Below are 20,013 nucleotides of genomic sequence, written 5' to 3'. Positions count from 1 at the left end.
CGGAGTATGCCCAAAGTTGTGCAAAAACGGCAATCGCGCTCATTGCCCGGCGAAGAAAAAGCCGCGACATTGCGCGGCTTTTTCTACTTGCTGCGGATTACGCAGTCAGGCAATCAACGTCGTGTCACTCGCAAGGTTTTCACGCCGCCCAGCCCCAGAATCAGGCCCAACATCAACAGCAGCCATGGCGTATTTACCGGCACTGCCTTCGGCGGATTCGCCTGCGGCAGCTTTACCACAGTCGACGCACTGGAGCTGGTTTGCGTAGTCTGGTCGCTGACGACGCTGGCGATATTGAGAATTGAACCCGTGAAGCCGCGGCTGATCGCAAAGGTCAATCCGGTCACCGTCACACTCTGCCCCACATTCAGCGTACCCAGATTGCATGGCAACGCGGAACACGGCGCACCGACGCTCACATACGTCAACCCAGTCGGTGCGGGATCGCTCAGTATCGCGTTGTTGGCAACAGCGGTACCGGTATTGGTGATGGTGATCGAATAGACGATGTTCTGGCCGGCAGTCGCGGTCGCCGGTCCGGTCTTTACGATCGTCAACTGCGACTGCGTCACTGGCGTGATCACCGTACTCGAGCAATTCGGATTCGACTGGCTCGGGCAGGTCGGATCGCCACCGCCGCTTACCGTTGCGGTATTCGCCAGACTCGTGCCGTTTGCTGCCGCCAGCGGCGTGACCGGAATCACGAAGCTCACCGGCGTATTGATCGCCAGACCCGCAGCGATCGTGCACGTCACGATTTGTCCGCTGGCCGCGCAACCACCCGGAACCACGCTGATGCTCAAATTGCTCGGCACGTTATCCGTCACCGTGGTGACAGCTGTAGTAACGGCGCTACCGATGTTGGTGATTGTCAGCGTATAGCTCGCCGGCGTGCCGACCACAAAACTGCTGTTGCTCGCGGTCTTGACCACCTGCAGCTGCGGCGCGTTCACCGGTGTGGTGACGGTGCTCGAACAGTTCGCATTGGCCTGGTTCGGACAGCTCGGATCGCCGCCGCCGCTGACATTGGCCGTGTTGGTCAATATCGTCGCATTCGCTGCGGGCAGCGGCGTTACTGCAATCACGAAACTCACCGGAGTGTTGATCGCCAATCCGGTAGCAATCGTACAGGTCACGGTCTGGCCACTTACATTGCAAGCACTCGATACGGTGCCGATCGTCAATGTGCTCGGCACGATATCAGTGATCGTACTGACCGCCGTCGTCGCCACGCTGCCGGTATTGGTCACCGTCAATGTATAGCTCGCCGCCACACCCACGACGAAGTTAGTGCTGCTAGCAGTCTTGACGATCTGCAGTTGCGGCGCATTCACCGGCGTGATGACCGTGCTCGAGCAATTCGTATTCGCCTGGCTCGGGCAGGTCGGATCACCGCCGCCGCTCACCGCCGCACTATTCGAAATACTGCTACCGCTGATCGAGGCTTGCGGCGTTACCGGAATCACGAAGCTGACCGGACTGTTTGTCGCCAGACCTGCCGCAATCGTGCAGGTCACAATCTGCCCGCTCACTGCACAACCGCTCGGTGCCGTTCCGATCGTCAGGCCCGTCGGCACATTGTCCGTAACCGTCGTCACCGCCGTTGTTGCCGCATTGCCGACGTTGGTCACAGTCAGCGTGTAGCTCGCCGCCACACCAACGATAAAGTTGCTGCTGCTCGCGGTCTTGACCACGCGCACTGCCGGTGCGTTTACCGGCGTGGTAATCGTCGTACTCGTGCAGTTCGCCCCCCCCGGACAGCTCGGATCACCGCCGCCCACTACGCTACCGGTGTTGCTCACGCTGGTGCCGCTGGCCGCGGCTTGTGGCGTGATCGGAATGACGAAGCTGACCGGGCTGTTGATCGCGAACGGGGCCGCAATCGTGCAGGTCACGGTCTGGCCGCTATTGCTACAACCACTGGGCAGCGTACCGATCGTCAACGTGCTCGGAATGGTGTCGGTCACGGTGCTGGTCGCCGTGGTGGCCGCCGAACCGCTGTTGGTCACCATCAGCGTATAGGTTGCCGGCACACCCACGATCAGCGGGTTGCTGCTGACGGTCTTCAGGATCACCAGCTGCGGTGCGTTCACCGGCGTACCAGTGGTGCTCGTGCAGTTCGGGTTGCTCACGTTCGGGCAGGTCGGATCACCGCCACCACTGACCGTCGCGGTGTTGTTCACCGTCGTGCCGTTGGCGATGGCTAATGGCGTGACCGGGATGATAAAGCTCACGCTCGCGCCCACCGCCAGACCGGCGGCGACCGTACAGGTCACCTGCTGGCCGGTGATGGTGCAACCGGCCGGGGCGGCACCCAGGCTCAAGCTCGCCGGCACGCTGTCGCTGACCGTGCTGGTCGCGATCGTGGCCGCACTGCCGATGTTGGTCACCGTCAAGGTGTAGCTGGCCGGCGTGCCGACGACGAAGTTGCCGGTACTGGCGGTCTTGACGATCTGCAAGGCCGGTGCCTTCACCGGTGTGGTGATCGTGCTCTGGCAGTTCGCCGTGTTGGCCGGGCAACTGCTGTCGCCGCCGCCGATCACGTTGGCGGTGTTGCTTAATGTCGTACCGCTGGCCGCCGCTTGTGGCGTGACCGGGATCACGAAGCTGACCGGGGTGCCGGTGGCCAAGGGCGCGGCGATCGTGCAGGTCACGGTCTGGCCGCTATTGCTACAACCGCTGGGCAAGGTACCGATCGTCAGGGTGCCCGGGATCGTGTCGGTAATCGTGCTCGTCGCGGTCGTTGCCGCCGTGCCGATGTTGGTCACGGTCAAGGTGTAGCTGGCTGGGACGCCGACGACAAAGTTCGTCGCACTGGCCGTCTTGACGATCTGCAGCTGCGGTGACTTCACCGGCGTGATGATCGTGCTCGTGCAGTTCGGGTTGCTCACGTTCGGGCAGGTCGGATCGCCGCCGCCACTGATCGTCGCGGTATTGCTCACACTGGTGCCGTTGGCACTGGCCAGCGCGGTGACCGGGATGACGAAGGTCACCGGCACGTTGGTCGCCAAGCCCGCCGCAATCGTGCAGGTCACGGTCTGGCCGCTACTCGTGCAACCGCCGGGCAAGGTACCAATCGTCAGGGAGCTTGGCACGATGTCCACCACCGTGGTGATGGCGGTCGTGGCCGCACTGCCGGTGTTGGTCACCGTCAAGGTGTAGCTGGCGGGGACACCGACGACGAAGTTCGGGCTGCTGGCGGTCTTGACCACCTTCACCGCCGGGGCGTTCACCGGCGTGTTCACCGTGCTCTGGCAGTCCGCTGTGTTGGTCGGGCAACTGGCGTCACCCCCGCCCACGACACTGGCGGTGTTGGCCAGGGTCGTGCCGCTGGCCGCCGGAAGTGGCGTGACCGGAATGACGAAGCTCACCGGCGTGCCGGTCGCCAAGGGGGCGGCAATCGTGCAGGTCACGGTCTGACCGCTCGCGCTACAGCCGGCCGGCAACGTGCCGATCGTCAGGGTGCTGGGAATGTTGTCACTGATCGTGCTGGTCGCCGTCGTTGCCGCCGTACCGATGTTGGTCACCTGCAAGGTGTAGCTGGCAGGCACGCCGACAACAAAGTTACTGGCACTCGCGCTCTTGACGATCTTCAGCTGCGGCGCGCTCACCGGCGTGATGATCGTGCTCGTGCAGTTGGCCGTGTTCGGACACGTCGGATCACCACCACCACTGACGCTCGCGGTGTTGCTCACACTCGTGTTGGTCGCCGCCACCGTTGGCGTCACCGGGATGACAAAGACGACGTTGCTGCCCGCGATCAAACCCGCAGCAAACGTGCAGGTCACCTGCTGGCCGCTCGCCGTACAACCGCTGGGCAAGGTACCGATCGTCAGGCCGCCCGGGATCACATCGGTGATGCTCGCGCTGGCCGTGGTCGTGGCACTGCCGGTGTTGGTCACCGTCAGCGTGTAGCTGGCCGGGACACCGACCACAAAGCTGCTGGTGCTCGCGGTCTTCACGATCGTCAGCTGCGGTGCACTCACCGGGTTGGTCACCGGCGATTGGCAACGCGCCGGCAGGCTCGCCAGCGGCGTGCCCGTGGCGCAACCCGGATCTCCACCCCCGGTGACACCGGCGGTATTGGTCACCGACAGGCCGTTCAGGCTGTTCTGCGGGATTACCGGGATGGCAAAGGCGACCGGCGTGCCGGTGGCCAGATTGGTGGGCACCGTGCAGGTCACGGTCTGGCCGCTGGCGGTACAACCGCTGGGCAAGGTACCGATCGTGAGTCCCGTGGGGATCACGTCGCTGATGCTGCTCGCCGCCGTCGTCGCCGCCGTGCCGGTGTTGGTCACGGTCAGGGTATACGTCGCCGGCTGGCCGACCACAAACGTGCTCGGGCTGGCGCTCTTGACGATCTTCAGCTGCGGGGCCAGCACGGTGTTGGTCGTGGTGCCGTCGCAATGCAAGGCCGCCGGGCAGCTCGGATCGCCGCCGCCACTGGCCACGGCCGTGTTCGCCACGCTGGTGCCGCTGGTGCTGGCTTGCGGTGTGATCGGGATCGTGAACACGACGTTGCCACCGACCAGGATGCCGGCCGGCAAGACACACGTCACGGTCTGGCCGCTCGCACTACAGCCGCCCGGCAAGGTGCCAATCGTGAGGCCGGTCGGAATGATGTCGCTGATCGTGCCGGCCAACGTGGTGGCCTGACCGGTGTTGGTCGCCGTGATCAGGTAGTTGTTCGGCACACCGACAATCAGGCTGCTCTGCACGCTCTTGCTCAACGTGATCTGCGGCGCGTTGACGCCGGTGATGATCGTGCTGGCGCAATGGCTCGTCGCCAGCGGACAGCTGGCATCGCCACCGCCACTGACTGTGCCGGTGTTGCTGATCGAGGAGGCGGTGCCTGCGGCCACCGTGATCGGTACATTGATCACCGGCGCATTGCCGCCGGGCAACAGCACCGTGGTCGTGGTGCAGGTCACCTGCGTGGTCGTACTGGCGCCGCAGCTCCAGTTCGTGCCACTGGGCGTGGCCGTGGTGGTAATGCCGGCCGGCAGCGTATCGCTGACGGTGATCGTGCCGGCCGTGCTGGTCGTGCCGGTGTTGCTTACTTGCAGGCTGTAGGTGCCGGTCTGACCGATCGCAAACGTGCTCGGTGTGGCCGTCTTGACGATGCTCAGCACCGGCGTGCCGCCATTGGTGTTGGTCACCGTCGTGGTCTTGGTGCACGGCGCCGTCGTGCACGTCGTGCCCGCCGGTGGCGTGGCCGTCACGCTGTTGATGATGCTACCGGTGGCCGAGAGCGGTACCGTGCCGGTCACGGCAATGCTTAAGCTCGCGCCACTGGCCAGGAACACGTTCGGCAAGGTGATCGTATTGGTACTGCCGCTCGCGCCGGTGCCGGCCGCGGTGGTATCGCAGTCGGCACTGCCGCTGCTGACACTGCAGCTCCACGCGCTCACCGCCACGCTCGCGGGCACCAGGTCGCTGACCGTCACACCGCTCAGGTCGCTCGGGCCGTTGTTGGTCACGGTGATCGTGTAGTTCAGGCTCTGGCCCGGCACATACGTGTTCACTGGGCTCGCCACCTTGGTCACGACCAGGTCGGCCTTGGTGACTACCGGGGTAATCGTCGTACTCGTGCAGTTCGCCCCACCCGGACAGCTCGGATCGCCGCCGCCCACTACGCTACCGGTGTTGCTCACGCTGGTACCGCTGGCCGCGGCTTGTGGCGTGATCGGAATGACGAAGCTGACCGGGCTGTTGATCGCCAACGGGGCCGCAATCGTGCAGGTCACGGTCTGGCCCACGGCGCTACAACCGCTGGGCAGCGTGCCGAGGGTCAACGTGCTCGGAATGGTATCGGTCACGGTACTGGTCGCCGTGGTGGCGGCCGAACCGCTGTTGGTCACCATCAGCGTATAGGTTGCCGGCACACCCACGATCAGCGGGTTGCTGCTGACGGTCTTCAAGATCACCAGCTGCGGGGCGTTCACCGGCGTGCCGGTGGTGCTCGTGCAGTTCGGGTTGCTCACGTTCGGGCACGTCGGATCCCCACCGCCACTGACGGTTGCGGTGTTGTTCACCGTCGTGCCGTTGGCGATGGCTAATGGCGTGACCGGGATGATAAAGCTCACGCTCGCGCCCACCGCCAGACCGGCGGCGACCGTACAGGTCACCTGCTGGCCGGTGATGGTGCAACCGGCCGGGGCGGCACCCAGGCTCAAGCTCGCCGGCACGCTGTCGCTGACCGTGCTGGTCGCGATCGTGGCCGCACTGCCGATGTTGGTCACCGTCAAGGTGTAGCTGGCCGGCGTGCCGACGACGAAGTTGCCGGTACTGGCGGTCTTGACGATCTGCAAGGCCGGTGCCTTCACCGGTGTGGTGATCGTGCTCTGGCAGTTCGCCGTGTTGGCCGGGCAACTGCTGTCGCCGCCGCCGATCACGTTGGCGGTGTTGCTTAATGTCGTACCGCTGGCCGCCGCTTGTGGCGTGACCGGGATCACGAAGCTGACCGGGGTGCCGGTGGCCAAGGGCGCGGCGATCGTGCAGGTCACGGTCTGGCCGCTATTGCTACAACCGCTGGGCAAGGTACCGATCGTCAGGGTGCCCGGGATCGTGTCGGTAATCGTGCTCGTCGCGGTCGTTGCCGCCGTGCCGATGTTGGTCACGGTCAAGGTGTAGCTGGCTGGGACGCCGACGACAAAGTTCGTCGCACTGGCCGTCTTGACGATCTGCAGCTGCGGTGACTTCACCGGCGTGATGATCGTGCTCGTGCAGTTCGGGTTGCTCACGTTCGGGCAGGTCGGATCGCCACCGCCACTGATCGTCGCGGTATTGCTCACACTGGTGCCGTTGGCACTGGCCAGCGCGGTGACCGGGATGACGAAGGTCACCGGCACGTTGGTCGCCAAGCCCGCCGCAATCGTGCAGGTCACGGTCTGGCCGCTACTCGTGCAACCGCCGGGCAAGGTACCGATCGTCAAGGAACTGGGCACGATGTCCACCACCGTGGTGATGGCGGTCGTGGCCGCACTGCCGGTGTTGGTCACCGTCAAGGTGTAGCTGGCGGGGACACCGACGACGAAGTTCGGGCTGCTGGCGGTCTTGACCACCTTCACCGCCGGGGCGTTCACCGGCGTGTTCACCGTGCTCTGGCAGTCCGCTGTGTTGGTCGGGCAACTGGCGTCACCCCCGCCCACGACACTGGCGGTGTTGGCCAGGGTCGTGCCGCTGGCCGCCGGAAGTGGCGTCACCGGGATCACAAAGCTCACCGGCGTGCCGGTCGCCAAGGGGGCGGCAATCGTGCAGGTCACGGTCTGACCGCTCGCGCTACAGCCGGCCGGCAACGTGCCGATCGTCAGGGTGCTGGGAATGTTGTCACTGATCGTGCTGGTCGCCGTCGTTGCCGCCGTACCGATGTTGGTCACCTGCAAGGTGTAGCTGGCAGGCACGCCGACAACAAAGTTACTGGCACTCGCGCTCTTGACGATCTTCAGCTGCGGCGCGCTCACCGGCGTGATGATCGTGCTCGTGCAGTTGGCCGTGTTCGGACACGTCGGATCACCACCACCACTGACGCTCGCGGTGTTGCTCACACTCGTGTTGGTCGCCGCCACCGTTGGCGTCACCGGGATGACAAAGACGACGTTGCTGCCCGCGATCAAACCCGCAGCAAACGTGCAGGTCACCTGCTGGCCGCTCGCCGTACAACCGCTGGGCAAGGTACCGATCGTCAGGCCGCCCGGGATCACATCGGTGATGCTCGCGCTGGCCGTGGTCGTGGCACTGCCGGTGTTGGTCACCGTCAGCGTGTAGCTGGCCGGGACACCGACCACAAAGCTGCTGGTGCTCGCGGTCTTCACGATCGTCAGCTGCGGTGCACTCACCGGGTTGGTCACCGGCGATTGGCAACGCGCCGGCAGGCTCGCCAGCGGCGTGCCCGTGGCGCAACCCGGATCTCCACCCCCGGTGACACCGGCGGTATTGGTCACCGACAGGCCGTTCAGGCTGTTCTGCGGGATTACCGGGATGGCAAAGGCGACCGGCGTGCCGGTGGCCAGATTGGTGGGCACCGTGCAGGTCACGGTCTGGCCGCTGGCGGTACAACCGCTGGGCAAGGTACCGATCGTGAGTCCCGTGGGGATCACGTCGCTGATGCTGCTCGCCGCCGTCGTCGCCGCCGTGCCGGTGTTGGTCACGGTCAGGGTATACGTCGCCGGCTGGCCGACCACAAACGTGCTCGGGCTGGCGCTCTTGACGATCTTCAGCTGCGGGGCCAGCACGGTGTTGGTCGTGGTGCCGTCGCAATGCAAGGCCGCCGGGCAGCTCGGATCGCCGCCGCCACTGGCCACGGCCGTGTTCGCCACGCTGGTGCCGCTGGTGCTGGCTTGCGGTGTGATCGGGATCGTGAACACGACGTTGCCACCGACCAGGATGCCGGCCGGCAAGACACACGTCACGGTCTGGCCGCTCGCACTACAGCCGCCCGGCAAGGTGCCAATCGTGAGGCCGGTCGGAATGATGTCGCTGATCGTGCCGGCCAACGTGGTGGCCTGACCGGTGTTGGTCGCCGTGATCAGGTAGTTGTTCGGCACACCGACAATCAGGCTGCTCTGCACGCTCTTGCTCAACGTGATCTGCGGCGCGTTGACGCCGGTGATGATCGTGCTGGCGCAATGGCTCGTCGCCAGCGGACAGCTGGCATCGCCACCGCCACTGACTGTGCCGGTGTTGCTGATCGAGGAGGCGGTGCCTGCGGCCACCGTGATCGGTACATTGATCACCGGCGCATTGCCGCCGGGCAACAGCACCGTGGTCGTGGTGCAGGTCACCTGCGTGGTCGTACTGGCGCCGCAGCTCCAGTTCGTGCCACTGGGCGTGGCCGTGGTGGTAATGCCGGCCGGCAGCGTATCGCTGACGGTGATCGTGCCGGCCGTGCTGGTCGTGCCGGTGTTGCTTACTTGCAGGCTGTAGGTGCCGGTCTGACCGATCGCAAACGTGCTCGGTGTGGCCGTCTTGACGATGCTCAGCACCGGCGTGCCGCCATTGGTGTTGGTCACCGTCGTGGTCTTGGTGCACGGCGCCGTCGTGCACGTCGTGCCCGCCGGTGGCGTGGCCGTCACGCTGTTGATGATGCTACCGGTGGCCGAGAGCGGTACCGTGCCGGTCACGGCAATGCTTAAGCTCGCGCCACTGGCCAGGAACACGTTCGGCAAGGTGATCGTATTGGTACTGCCGCTCGCGCCGGTGCCGGCCGCGGTGGTATCGCAGTCGGCACTGCCGCTGCTGACACTGCAGCTCCACGCGCTCACCGCCACGCTCGCGGGCACCAGGTCGCTGACCGTCACACCGCTCAGGTCGCTCGGGCCGTTGTTGGTCACGGTGATCGTGTAGTTCAGGCTCTGGCCCGGCACATACGTGTTCACTGGGCTCGCCACCTTGGTCACGACCAGGTCGGCCTTCGGAGAAATTGTCGTAGTGACGCTGCCGCAATGATTGTCACCGACCAGACAAGTGCCCGGCGTAGGCGGCGCGCCGCCATTATTGGGATCGCCACCGCCGCCGACCGAAGCATTGTTCACTGAGCTGGCCGCTGCCGTTGCGGCTATCGTCACCGGAATGGAAATCGTGCTGGTGCCGCTGGTTGCGAGGAGACTGGTAGTGCTCGTGCAGGTTACGGTTTGTGCCGCCGTGGTACATGTCCAAGTACCGCTGCTGAAACTTGCCGCTGCGGTAATGCCAGTCGGCGGCAGATCCTTGACCGTGATCGTGCCGCTGGTGGCCACCGGACCGGTATTGGTCACGGTCAGTGTGTAAATCGTACCTGCCTGGGCAACGGCCCATGGGCTATTCGCAGCCTTGGTAATACTCAGGTTCGGAACATTTATCGTTGTCGTGTTACTGGCGCAGTGATTGTCACCCGCGACGCAACTACCGGGAGTTGGTGGTGTCCCGCCGTTGTTGTTATCACCACCACCGCCTACCGAGGCAATGTTGATGACGCTCGGATACGCTGCCGCGGCCACATTCACAGGAAGAACGATAGTGATCGTACCGGTGTTCGCCGCGAGAGCTGTTGTACGTGTGCAAGTCACGGCTTGACCGGCAAACGTACAACTCCAGCCATTGATGGCCAAAGTGCCCGCCCAATTTGCTGTGATGCCGGTGGGCAAGGTGTCCTTGACGGTGATCGTACCGGTAGTCGCCGAAGTCCCGGTGTTGGTCACGGTCAAGGTATAAGTTGCACCGGCCTGACCGATCGTCCACGGACCATTCGAGGTCTTTGTAATGCCCAGATTTCGCGCAAGCGTTACGTTGGTTGTGGCGCTGCCGCAACTGGTCGCCGGGGTACAGGCTGCACCCGGCGTTGGCGGCGTGGTGCCGCCAGTCGGATCGACCGATGCATAGTTGGTGATCGAGCCTGCGGTCGTCGGTGCTGTCGTGACGATCGTAAAGGTGCCCGCACCGTTCGCCGCGCCAGGAGCAAGTCCGGCAGTAAGAGTCACGATGCAAGTGACTGTGGTGGTGCCGGTGCAGACGACTGTGGTTACGTTGGTACCCGCTGCCGCGCTGACATAGGTAACGCCGGCCGGCAATACATCGGTAACTGTAAGCGTGGTGCCGCTCGTGGTGCCGCCGCTGTTGCCAAGACCAATCGTGTAGGTCAGCGACGCGCCGCCGACAACGGTGGCGGGTGCAGTCTTGTTGAGCGTGATATTGGTCGGACTGGCGACCGTATCGACTGCGCAACCTGTCGTTGGCGCATCGGTGCCGGTACAGGCACCGGCGGTCGTCGTCGTCGGGAACGTGGCGTTGGTGGGATCCGCGCCATTGGTACCGACTTGTGCCTTGTTGACGAGAATCGTAGCCGCATTCGCCGCAAGCACGGCATTGAAATTGATGAATGTCGTCGCCGTGAGACCAAGCACTGCCGTGTTGTTGCAGGTAATGGTTTGACCGACAACGGCGCAAGAGAAGATACCCGAGGTAAACGGCGTGGTGCCGCTGAAGGTGAGGCCGGTCGGCAAGATGTCGATTACGCGGATCGTGCCTGCGCCGCCCGACGGGCTACCGTAATTGGTGACCGCGAGTGTGAACGGCACGGTATCGCCGGGGCTGCGCGCCTGCGGGTCGGAGTGTGATTTGGCGAGACGAATGGTCGGCTGGGTGGCCGTATCCATATCGATGGCACAACCGGCCGGATTATTGTCGCTAATGCAGGCGGTAACGTTGGCGCTGGTGAGTGCGCCCGTAAGCAGATCGGCGTCACCGCCGCCGCCGATACGCGACTGATTGATATATTGGGTATTCTGGGTTGCGGCATTGGCATTGGCAACCAAGCTGAACTGGCTAGTCGCACCTAACGGGATGGCAACAGTAGAAGTACATGTAGCGACCGTGCCGCTGGTACGCACGCAGGTCCAATTGGCAGAATTGGTACCACCTACAGTCAAGGCTGCAGGCCACGTGAACGGGGCAGGCAGGACATCGCGGAAATTGATCGTGCCGACCGAGGCGGTATCGCCATTGTTGGTGACGGTGAAAACGTAGGTCGTCGTGCCATTGATCACGATATACGGCACGCCATCGTCCTTGCTGAGGGACAAGTTGACGTGTTTGACGCTATCGATATCTCCAGCGCAACCGGATGTCGTATCGAACGATGTGGTTGCCGGCGGTACTGGTGCCGGGCAGGCCGTCGTGGTGGCGACCGTCGGAGTAGTTGTCTTGCTGGGGTCACCGCCACCGCCAATCTTGGCGAGGTTGGTCAACGCCCCAGGTGCGGTGGCGCTGATCGTGACCGGAATCGGAATCGTGACGCTGGCGCCCGGTGCAATCGCAACGGTTCTGACGCAGCTAAAACTATTTGTTCCCGCCGTGTACGTGCAGGTGAAATTGTTGGCGGTAAACGTCGCCGAGGTCATGCCGGTAGGCAATACATCGATTACGGTAATGGTGCCGGTAGTGGCTGCTGCACCGGAATTGGTGACGGTCAGCGTGTAAGTAGTCGTGCCGCCGGCGAGAACGCTGTCGGTGCCGTCAGTTTTACTGAGGGTGAGGAACGGCGCGACGATAGTGTCCGTATCGAGAGCACAACCGGCAGGCGAGTTGTTCGCCGTGCAATTACCTACGGTGGTGGCTGTCGGTGTGGTCTTGCTGGTATCGCCGCCGCCGCCGATGGCCGATTTATTGGTTACCGCCGTACCGTTCGCGCCAACCACCGCGGCGGGAAAAGCAAAAATGCTGCTGCCGCTAGCCGCGATGACCGTCGAGGACGTACAGGTAACCGTGGTCGTTGTCGCTTTCGCCGCCGCAGTACAAGTCCAGTTTGCCGCTTGCGCCCCGCTCAGCGTCAGTGCGCCCGCTGCCCCGCCGTTCACCGTAAGTTGTGTCGGCAACACATCGACCACGGTAATGGTGCCAGTGGTGGCGATTCCGCCGGTATTGCTTGCCGTCAATGTATACGTGGTGTTGCCGCCCGAAGTCAGCGTAGTGACACCATCAGACTTGGCCAATTGCAGATTCGGTGAACAAAGCGCGCCCGGAATAACACCAGGCGTACTCGGAATCTGGAAAGTCGCCAGACCGCCGTTATTGCCGGTGGACGAATAATAATCATTGTTACCATTCGTGGTAATGCCCGGGACGCCGCCCGTGAGAATGGCCGTTACACTTGTCGCGGTAGGAGAAAAAGCAACGAAGCCTGCACCGCCGCCGCCGCCAGGACCATGCCGGTCAGTGGTGCTCGGGTTTCCAACATCCTGACCGGCCCAGGCATTGCCGCCATCGCCGCCCGATGCATCGACTGTAGCGTTGCCGCCGACGATCGAATAGATAACTACCGAACCGCCACCACCACCGCCGCCAGCTGCATCATTACCGGTGTTGTAACCATGTGCGCCACGCACATCGATGACACCGGTACCGACGACCTGGTTTGCACGAATGATGACGATACCGCCACCGGCCGCACCGGACGAGCAAATTCCGTTAGCTCCATTGCACGAGATCGCCTGATTGATATAAACGCCGGTGTCCGACGTGCCGTTGTTGGTACCACCCGAACCGCCGCCGCCACCGAGGAACAGACGATTGAAAGCGAGTGTGGTGGCGTAACCGGCACCACCGCGACCATCAGTATCGACAAGCGGCGCATTCCACGGACGACCACCGTATCCGCCATCGCCATAACCGCCACCGCCGCCACCGCCAGCGTTCTCGGAGTTGTCTGTCGTGCCACCATCGGTACCGCCGCCACCAGCATTGCCGGGTGCGCCACGAGCGTGTGAACCGCCGGGATAACCCTCGACGCCATAGTCGAGCTGAGTCAGCGCAGCCTGCGTAGCAGCAGTGCCGTTATTAGTCGTTTGAAAACCCCATAGATTGGTTTTGTTGATGAGAAAGCGCGGCGTGCCGGCGATACCCTCACCCTTGCCACCTTGTGCACCCGTGGCCGGAGAGGCCCAATCGGTATTAGGACTATTAGCCGTGCTCTGGATGCCGGCCCCGCCACGAAAACCCTTGCCCGCGAGGAAAAAAGCACGGCCGGTTTGACCTTCCACCGTGCCACTACCCAAAGTCAGCGTGCCGGTTACATCGACTACGGCCACGCCACCGGTTTCACCCGTTGCTGCGCCATCGATTGCCCAAGCCGGTGCGGTAACGCCAGCGACGGTCGCCGTGGTGTATTGCGGAACCCGAATTACCTGATAACGCTGTTGGCCATTGGTGGCGCTTGCAGCAGCTTGAATATAGTTGTTGGTCAACGCTGGCGAAAAAGTAATTGCTGCACCGGCCCCAGTGCCAGTGGTCGTTAGAACCTTCACGAATTCATGCAGGCCGGCGCTGCCGACGCTGGTCGTACCTGCACCACTGCTGCCGTCGCCGTAGTTGCCGGTGTTGGTGGAGTTGATCACGCCATCCTGCATCTGGATGATCAGCAACAAATCGCCCACCACGATGTTGTTGGTCGCCCCAGTCGCATTGCGCGCGCCGAGGGTCAGCGTTGTAGCGCCTGCGGCGAGATTGGTAGTCCCTTGAAAGTAGACGTTGACGATGCCGCTTGGCGTCGCGGCGCCACTACTGCCGGGATTGGCGCAAACCTGCGCCCAGGCCTCGGCCGGAATCGCCAGCGCCGAGAGCGCCACTATGATTACCCCGCTCCGCAAAATATCGTTCACGCGGAGTCGTGCGTGCCGCAATACGTTGATCAGGGCCTGTCGCAGAGTTTTCATAGATATCTCGGTTTGCGGATTTTGTTAGTCACGCCCGGTCGGGGCAGCGGCATTTTCAAGAATTTCGTCGAATCCAGCACAGAACTCGGTAAAGATCGGTAAAGAATTTTGAAAACGACAAAATCGCGCACAAACTCACTGAAGCGACCACACGAAATGGCACTCGTAAAATTTGTTGCGACTTGCTTGTTTCAGTGAGCTTGTATTGCGCCTGATACGCACACCCCTGTGTGCTCTCTTACCGTTGCTAGCAATTTCCGCGCCATCGATTTGCTAGCAGTCTTGATGACGAAAAACCGCGACATGAATCACATTTAGCCAAAAACATGCCGGAAGTGCGCAATGGTGCTCGGCTATCATCGAAAACACAATCAAACATGTGTAACCAATTGCAACAACAAGCATCCCATCGGGGCGAAACCGTTGGAATTTCGCACAGCTGAAGCGCACTCGACATAAAAAATCGGCGAAAATTGATGCTCACGTTTCTGCCGCGCTTACCACAGAGCGGCAGCAAAAGCCGCAAAACGTCATCTTTTTTACAAAAGCTTTACAAGTTGTAAAGATACAGCACAAAACGCTGGATCAACGTATCGGCGTTGGACGAAGTTTTACGAGCGCCTCATAAATGAACCAGAATTTCAGCCACAGATACGCAAGTATCAGCATGGGTGGATGCAGCCAGCGACACGCGCCGCTCAGCTATGGGCATAACTCTCATCCCGCGACGCGCCCGTAACGATCTTCGAGCCGGACGATGTCGTCCTCACCGAAATAGTCGCCGCACTGCACTTCGATCAGGGCGATATCGGTATCGGTGGGGTTTTCCAGACGATGAATCGTGTTCATCGGGATGTAAGTGGATTCGTTGCGTTCGAGTAGAAATTCCTCTTCGCCGACTCTCACTTTGGCGACGCCGCTGACCACAGTCCAATGCTCGCTGCGACGATGGTGCAGTTGCAGGGAAAGCACCTGCCCCGGTTTCACCACGAGCCGTTTGACCTTGCAGTCCGGCGCATCTTCGAGCACGGTGTAGCTGCCCCATGGCCGATGCACGGTCTGATGGTGTTTGGCCGCATCGTGACCGCTGGCACGCAGTTGCTCGACCACGAGCTTTACTTGCTGCGCGCGTTCGCGATCCGCCACGAGCACCGCATCGCCGGTATCGATGATCACGAGATTTTTCACACCGACCGCGGCGACCAGACGTTTTTCACCCTGGATGTAGCAGTTCTCGCTTTCGATCACGATCGCGCTGCCGCGGATACGATTGCCGGCATCGTCGGTTTCGCTTTCCGGCGCGATGTCGCTCATCGCTTTCCACGAGCCGATATCACTCCAATCGAATTGCGCCGGCACCACGGCGCGCTTCGCGGCGCGCTCCATGATCGCGTAGTCGATCGAAATATCGGGCTGCGCAAGAAACGCATCGCGCGCAAATTCGACCGGACTCGCACTGCCGATATGCTGGGCGTAACAAAGCTGTGCGGCCGCATAAACATCCGGACAGGTTTGCTGCGCGGTTTCCAGCAACACATCGGCGCGGAAACAGAACATGCCGGAGTTCCACACGTACTCGCCAGAGGCAACGTAAGTTTCGGCTTTCTCAAGGTCCGGTTTTTCGACGAACGCGCCGATCTCGCGACCTTCATGTGCGGTTATCGCCGCACCCATGCGGATGTAGCCGAACCCGGTTTCAGGATGGGTCGGCCGAATGCCGAACGTCACCAGCCAGCCATCCTGCGCGAGCGCGTTCGCGCGTTGCGCATCAGCAGCGAACGCATCCAGATCGCGGATCAGATGATCGGCCGGCAACACCAGCAAGGTCGCATCCGCGCCGAGCTGTTCGCGCGCGTACATCGCCGCGAGCACGATCGCTGGCGCCGTGTTGCGGCCCACGGGTTCGAGCAGGAACGGAAGTTTGTCGACCTGCGCCTGCGGATGAGTCGCGTATTCATCACGCGTCAGAAAATAATAATCTCGCCCCGTCACGGTCAGCACGCTGCCGCCCGCGCCGGTAATTTTCAGCGCGCGATCCAGCGTCTTGTACAGCAGCGACTGGCCGTCGCCCATCTGCATGAAAGGTTTCGGATACGCGCTGCGCGACACCGGCCATAGCCGCGTGCCGGCACCACCGGAAAGAATGACGGGAATCAACATGCCTTACTCCAAAAATTAACCGCGCGCGGCTTCCGCCAGCTCGCCGATGACATCGTTCAGGCCCTGCTGCCACGGCGGCAGAACGAGGCCGAATTTTTCTTGTAGACGCTGCGTATTCAGCACTGAATACGCAGGACGCGCCGCCTTGGTCGGATATTCCGCAGTCGTAATCGCGATGACTTGCGGTAAACGCGCAAGCAAGCCCGCCGCCAGACCAGCACGCATGATCGCACTGGCAAACTCGTGCCACGAACATTCGCCGGCGGCACTCAGATGGTAGATGCCGCATGCCCCGCTGCGCTGTATTTCATTCCAGCCCAACCAACGCGATAACAGCGCCGCGGTGGTCGCTGCGATCAGACGACTGCAGGTCGGCGCGCCACGCTGATCGGCCACCACATTCAGCTGCTCACGCTGCGCGCCAATACGCAACATCGTGCGCAGAAAATTCTGCCCGCGCGCGCCGTAGACCCACGCCGTGCGCAAAATCAAATGGCGACATCCAGAGTCGCGTAAAGCCTGTTCACCGGCGAGTTTACTGCGCCCATAAACACCAAGCGGCGCCGTTACATCATCTTCGCGATAGGGTCTTGTGGCGCGACCGTCGAACACATAATCGGTCGAATAATGGACGATACTCGCGCCGCGTTTTTTCGCCCAGCCACCTAGCACTGCAAGCGCTTGATGATTGCTGCGATCAGCCAATTCCGGTTCGTCTTCGGCGCGATCAACCGCCGTGTAGGCGGCGGCGTTGACGATCAGATCGGGTGAGATTCTGTCGAGCAAATCGAGCAGCTTTTCCGATTGATCAAGATCTGCGGTTTCGCAAACAATCGCGCCGGGCAAGATACCGGAGCGAGTGGCGCAGACCAACTCGCCGAGCGGCGCGAGCGTGCGCGCGAGCTCAAAGCCGACCTGGCCGTTCGCACCGAGCAGCAGGATTTTCACGGCGTGTACTTCGGCAATTTTTCGTGCGCGATATCGGCGAGAAACGGCGCGCGCTGATCCTTGTCCGACAATAACGGCGCACTGATCGGCCAGTCGATACCGATCGCGGCATCGTTCCAGCGCACACTTGCGTCGTGCGCGTGTTCGTACAAATTGGTGCATTGATAACTGAAGGTGGCGTTCTCGCTCAGCACCGCAAAACCATGCGCAAAACCTTCCGGTATCCAGAAATGGCGTTTGTTTTCGGCCGACAAAACCACCGCCGCCCAGCGCCCGAAATTGGGCGAGCCGACACGGATATCCACGGCGACATCGTAGACTTCGCCTTCGAGCACGCTGACCAATTTCCCCTGCGGATTCGGATACTGATAGTGCAAGCCGCGCAGTACGTTCTGCGCCGAGCGCGACACATTCGTCTGCACGAATTTCAGATCGAGGCCGATGCCGGCGAACTTCGCCGCATGAAAACTCTCGTAGAAAAATCCGCGTGCATCGCCATGCACAGTCGGTTCGATCACCAGACACTCGGGCAACGGCGTCTTGATCAACTTCATGCGCGCACACCGGTTTTTGCGAGGTTTTGCAGATACTGGCCGTAGCCGTTCTTGGCCAGCGGCTTGGCCAGACGCAGCAATTGCTCGGCGTCGATCCAGCCGTTGACGAAGGCGATTTCCTCGGGGCAGCACACTTTCAAACCCTGGCGATTTTCGATGGTCTGGATGAAGTTCGACGCCTCGACCAGCGACTCGTGTGTGCCGGTATCGAGCCACGCGTAACCGCGTCCGAGTTTTTCCACCATCAGCGAATGATCGTCGAGGTAACAACGATTGAGGTCGGTGATTTCGAGTTCGCCGCGTGGCGACGGTTTGAGATCGGCAGCGAAATCGCAAACGCGCGAATCGTAGAAATACAAACCAGTGACGGCGTAGTTCGACTTCGGCTGCGCAGGTTTTTCTTCGAGCCCGATCACCCGGTCGGCATGATCGAATTCGGCCACGCCATAACGATCCGGATCCTTCACCCAGTAGCCGAATACCGTCGCGCCATGCGTGCGGCTGCCGGCGCGGCGCAGCACTTCGGTGAGGCCGTGGCCGTAGAAAATATTGTCGCCGAGAATCAGGCAGCTCGGATCGTTGCCGACAAAATCGCAACCGATCACAAACGCCTGCGCGAGCCCGTCGGGACTTGGTTGCGGCGCATACGAAATCTCGATGCCCCACTGCGATCCGTCTCCAAGCAGCGCACGAAACAAAGCCTGTTCGTGCGGCGTATTGATCACGAGGATTTGCCGGATGCCGGCCAGCATCAAGGTGCTCAGCGGGTAATAAATCATCGGCTTGTCGTACACAGGCAGCAGCTGTTTGCTGATCACCTGGGTGAGCGGATACAGACGCGTGCCGGAGCCGCCGGCCAGAATAATTCCCTTGTGTGTATTCACGTCCAGCCCTTCATGTCAGCGATCGATTTTGCGAATTTGTGTAGTGAAGCCATCAGTGAAGCAATACGGGATTACGCGCCGCCGAGACGCTCGCCGCGATAGCTGCCGTCGAGCACACGCTGACACCATGTCTGATTGGCAAGATACCAGTCGACGGTGCGCGCGATACCGGATTCAAAGGTCTCGGTTTGCGACCAGTCGAGTTCGCGCTTGATCTTGCTCGCGTCGATCGCATAACGTCGATCATGGCCGGGCCTATCCTTGACGTAGGTGATCAGCGCCTCGCGTTTTTTGCCATCGGCCAGCGGACGGCGCTCGTCGAGCAATGTGCAAATAGTTTTGACGACATGGATATTTTCGCGCTCGGCATCACCGCCGACGTTGTAGACCTCGCCGACCCGCCCTGCTTCGAGCGCGCGCTGGATCGCGCGGCAATGATCGGTCACGAACAGCCAATCGCGCACGTTCAAGCCGTCGCCGTAAACCGGCAGCGGTTGCGCGGTCAGCGCTTTCTGGATCATCAGCGGGATGAGCTTTTCCGGAAACTGGAATGGCCCGTAATTGTTCGAGCAATTGGTCGTCAGCGTCGGCAGGCCGTAGGTGTGATGGAACGCGCGCACCAAATGATCGGAGGCCGCCTTCGACGCCGAGTATGGCGAATTCGGCGCGTACGCCGTGGTTTCAGTGAAGCGTCCTTCGGCACCAAGCGAGCCGTAAACCTCGTCGGTGGAAACATGCAGGAAACGAAACTCGGCGCGCCTCTTTTCGTCGAGCGTGCGCCAGAATTTCAAGGTCGATTCGAGCAGGCTCAAAGTGCCGACAACATTGGTCTGGACAAATTCCGCCGGCCCGTCGATCGAGCGATCGACATGCGATTCGGCGGCGAAATTCACGACCGCATCGGGTTGATGCTCGGCCAATAGACGCGATACCAGTTCGGCATCGCCGATGTCACCGTGAACAAATCGATAGTCGGCGTGCGCCTGCACGCTGCTCAAGGTATCCGGGTTGCCGGCGTAGGTGAGTTTGTCGAGATTGACGATGCGATACCCGCCGCGGGCGAGCAGATCGAGCACAAAATTGCCGCCGATAAATCCGGCACCACCAGTCACGAAAAGAGTTTTCATTGAGCGCGTCGTTTGCACCCGAACATCGGGCTGAACCGCCATTTTCGCTTAATCCGGGCCCGGCATGCCAGCACGGACGGAATATCGAACGATTCTGCTTGCTTCAAGCCTGCCCATTCTGCGCAACTCCGCGACAGCGTTATATGCTTATTCG

6 protein-coding genes are annotated in these 20,013 nt (G+C 61.7%); all 6 read right to left on the bottom strand.

The window, feature by feature from the left end; all coding sequences use genetic code 11:
- Positions 1-113 precede the first annotated feature (113 nt).
- Positions 114-14,186: a DUF7507 domain-containing protein gene (locus tag ELE36_RS04960; RefSeq protein WP_129832037.1), complete on the bottom strand. Its 14,073-nt coding sequence runs from the start codon at positions 14,184-14,186 to the stop codon at positions 114-116.
- 717 nt (positions 14,187-14,903) lie between these two features.
- Entirely contained in the window at positions 14,904-16,346 is a 1,443-nt protein-coding gene (locus ELE36_RS04955; RefSeq protein ID WP_129832036.1) for a mannose-1-phosphate guanylyltransferase/mannose-6-phosphate isomerase, read from the bottom strand.
- Positions 16,347-16,361: 15 nt separating this feature from the next.
- A complete protein-coding gene (gene rfbD / locus ELE36_RS04950; RefSeq protein WP_129832035.1) occupies positions 16,362-17,294 on the bottom strand; it encodes a dTDP-4-dehydrorhamnose reductase in 933 nt (310 codons plus the stop codon).
- The gene (gene rfbC, locus ELE36_RS04945; RefSeq protein WP_129832034.1) at positions 17,291-17,848 is read right to left on the bottom strand and encodes a dTDP-4-dehydrorhamnose 3,5-epimerase; all 558 of its coding nucleotides are present in this window, start codon (positions 17,846-17,848) and stop codon (positions 17,291-17,293) included. Before rfbC ends, rfbD begins: the two co-directional genes overlap by 4 nt.
- Positions 17,845-18,732, bottom strand: coding sequence for a glucose-1-phosphate thymidylyltransferase RfbA (gene rfbA, locus ELE36_RS04940; RefSeq protein WP_129832033.1), 888 nt, complete (start codon positions 18,730-18,732; stop codon positions 17,845-17,847). The genes rfbC and rfbA overlap by 4 nt, the downstream gene beginning before the upstream one ends.
- Positions 18,733-18,803: 71 nt before the next feature.
- Positions 18,804-19,859: a dTDP-glucose 4,6-dehydratase gene (gene rfbB, locus ELE36_RS04935; protein WP_129832032.1), complete on the bottom strand. Its 1,056-nt coding sequence runs from the start codon at positions 19,857-19,859 to the stop codon at positions 18,804-18,806.
- Positions 19,860-20,013 lie beyond the last annotated feature (154 nt).

Origin of the sequence: Pseudolysobacter antarcticus (genome assembly GCF_004168365.1) — a bacterium.
Classification (GTDB): Bacteria; Pseudomonadota; Gammaproteobacteria; order Xanthomonadales; family Rhodanobacteraceae; genus Pseudolysobacter; species Pseudolysobacter antarcticus.
Note: the sequence above shows the minus strand (reverse complement) of the source record. Positions and strands in the feature narration are given on the sequence as shown.

Excerpts from the sequence above, each read along its gene's own strand:
- ELE36_RS04960 (WP_129832037.1), bottom strand. The coding sequence starts at position 14,186 with ATGAAAACTCTGCGACAGGCCCTGATCAACGTATTGCGGCACGCACGA.
- ELE36_RS04955 (WP_129832036.1), bottom strand. The coding sequence starts at position 16,346 with ATGTTGATTCCCGTCATTCTTTCCGGTGGTGCCGGCACGCGGCTATGG.
- rfbC (WP_129832034.1), bottom strand. The coding sequence starts at position 17,848 with ATGAAGTTGATCAAGACGCCGTTGCCCGAGTGTCTGGTGATCGAACCG.
- rfbB (WP_129832032.1), bottom strand. The coding sequence starts at position 19,859 with ATGAAAACTCTTTTCGTGACTGGTGGTGCCGGATTTATCGGCGGCAAT.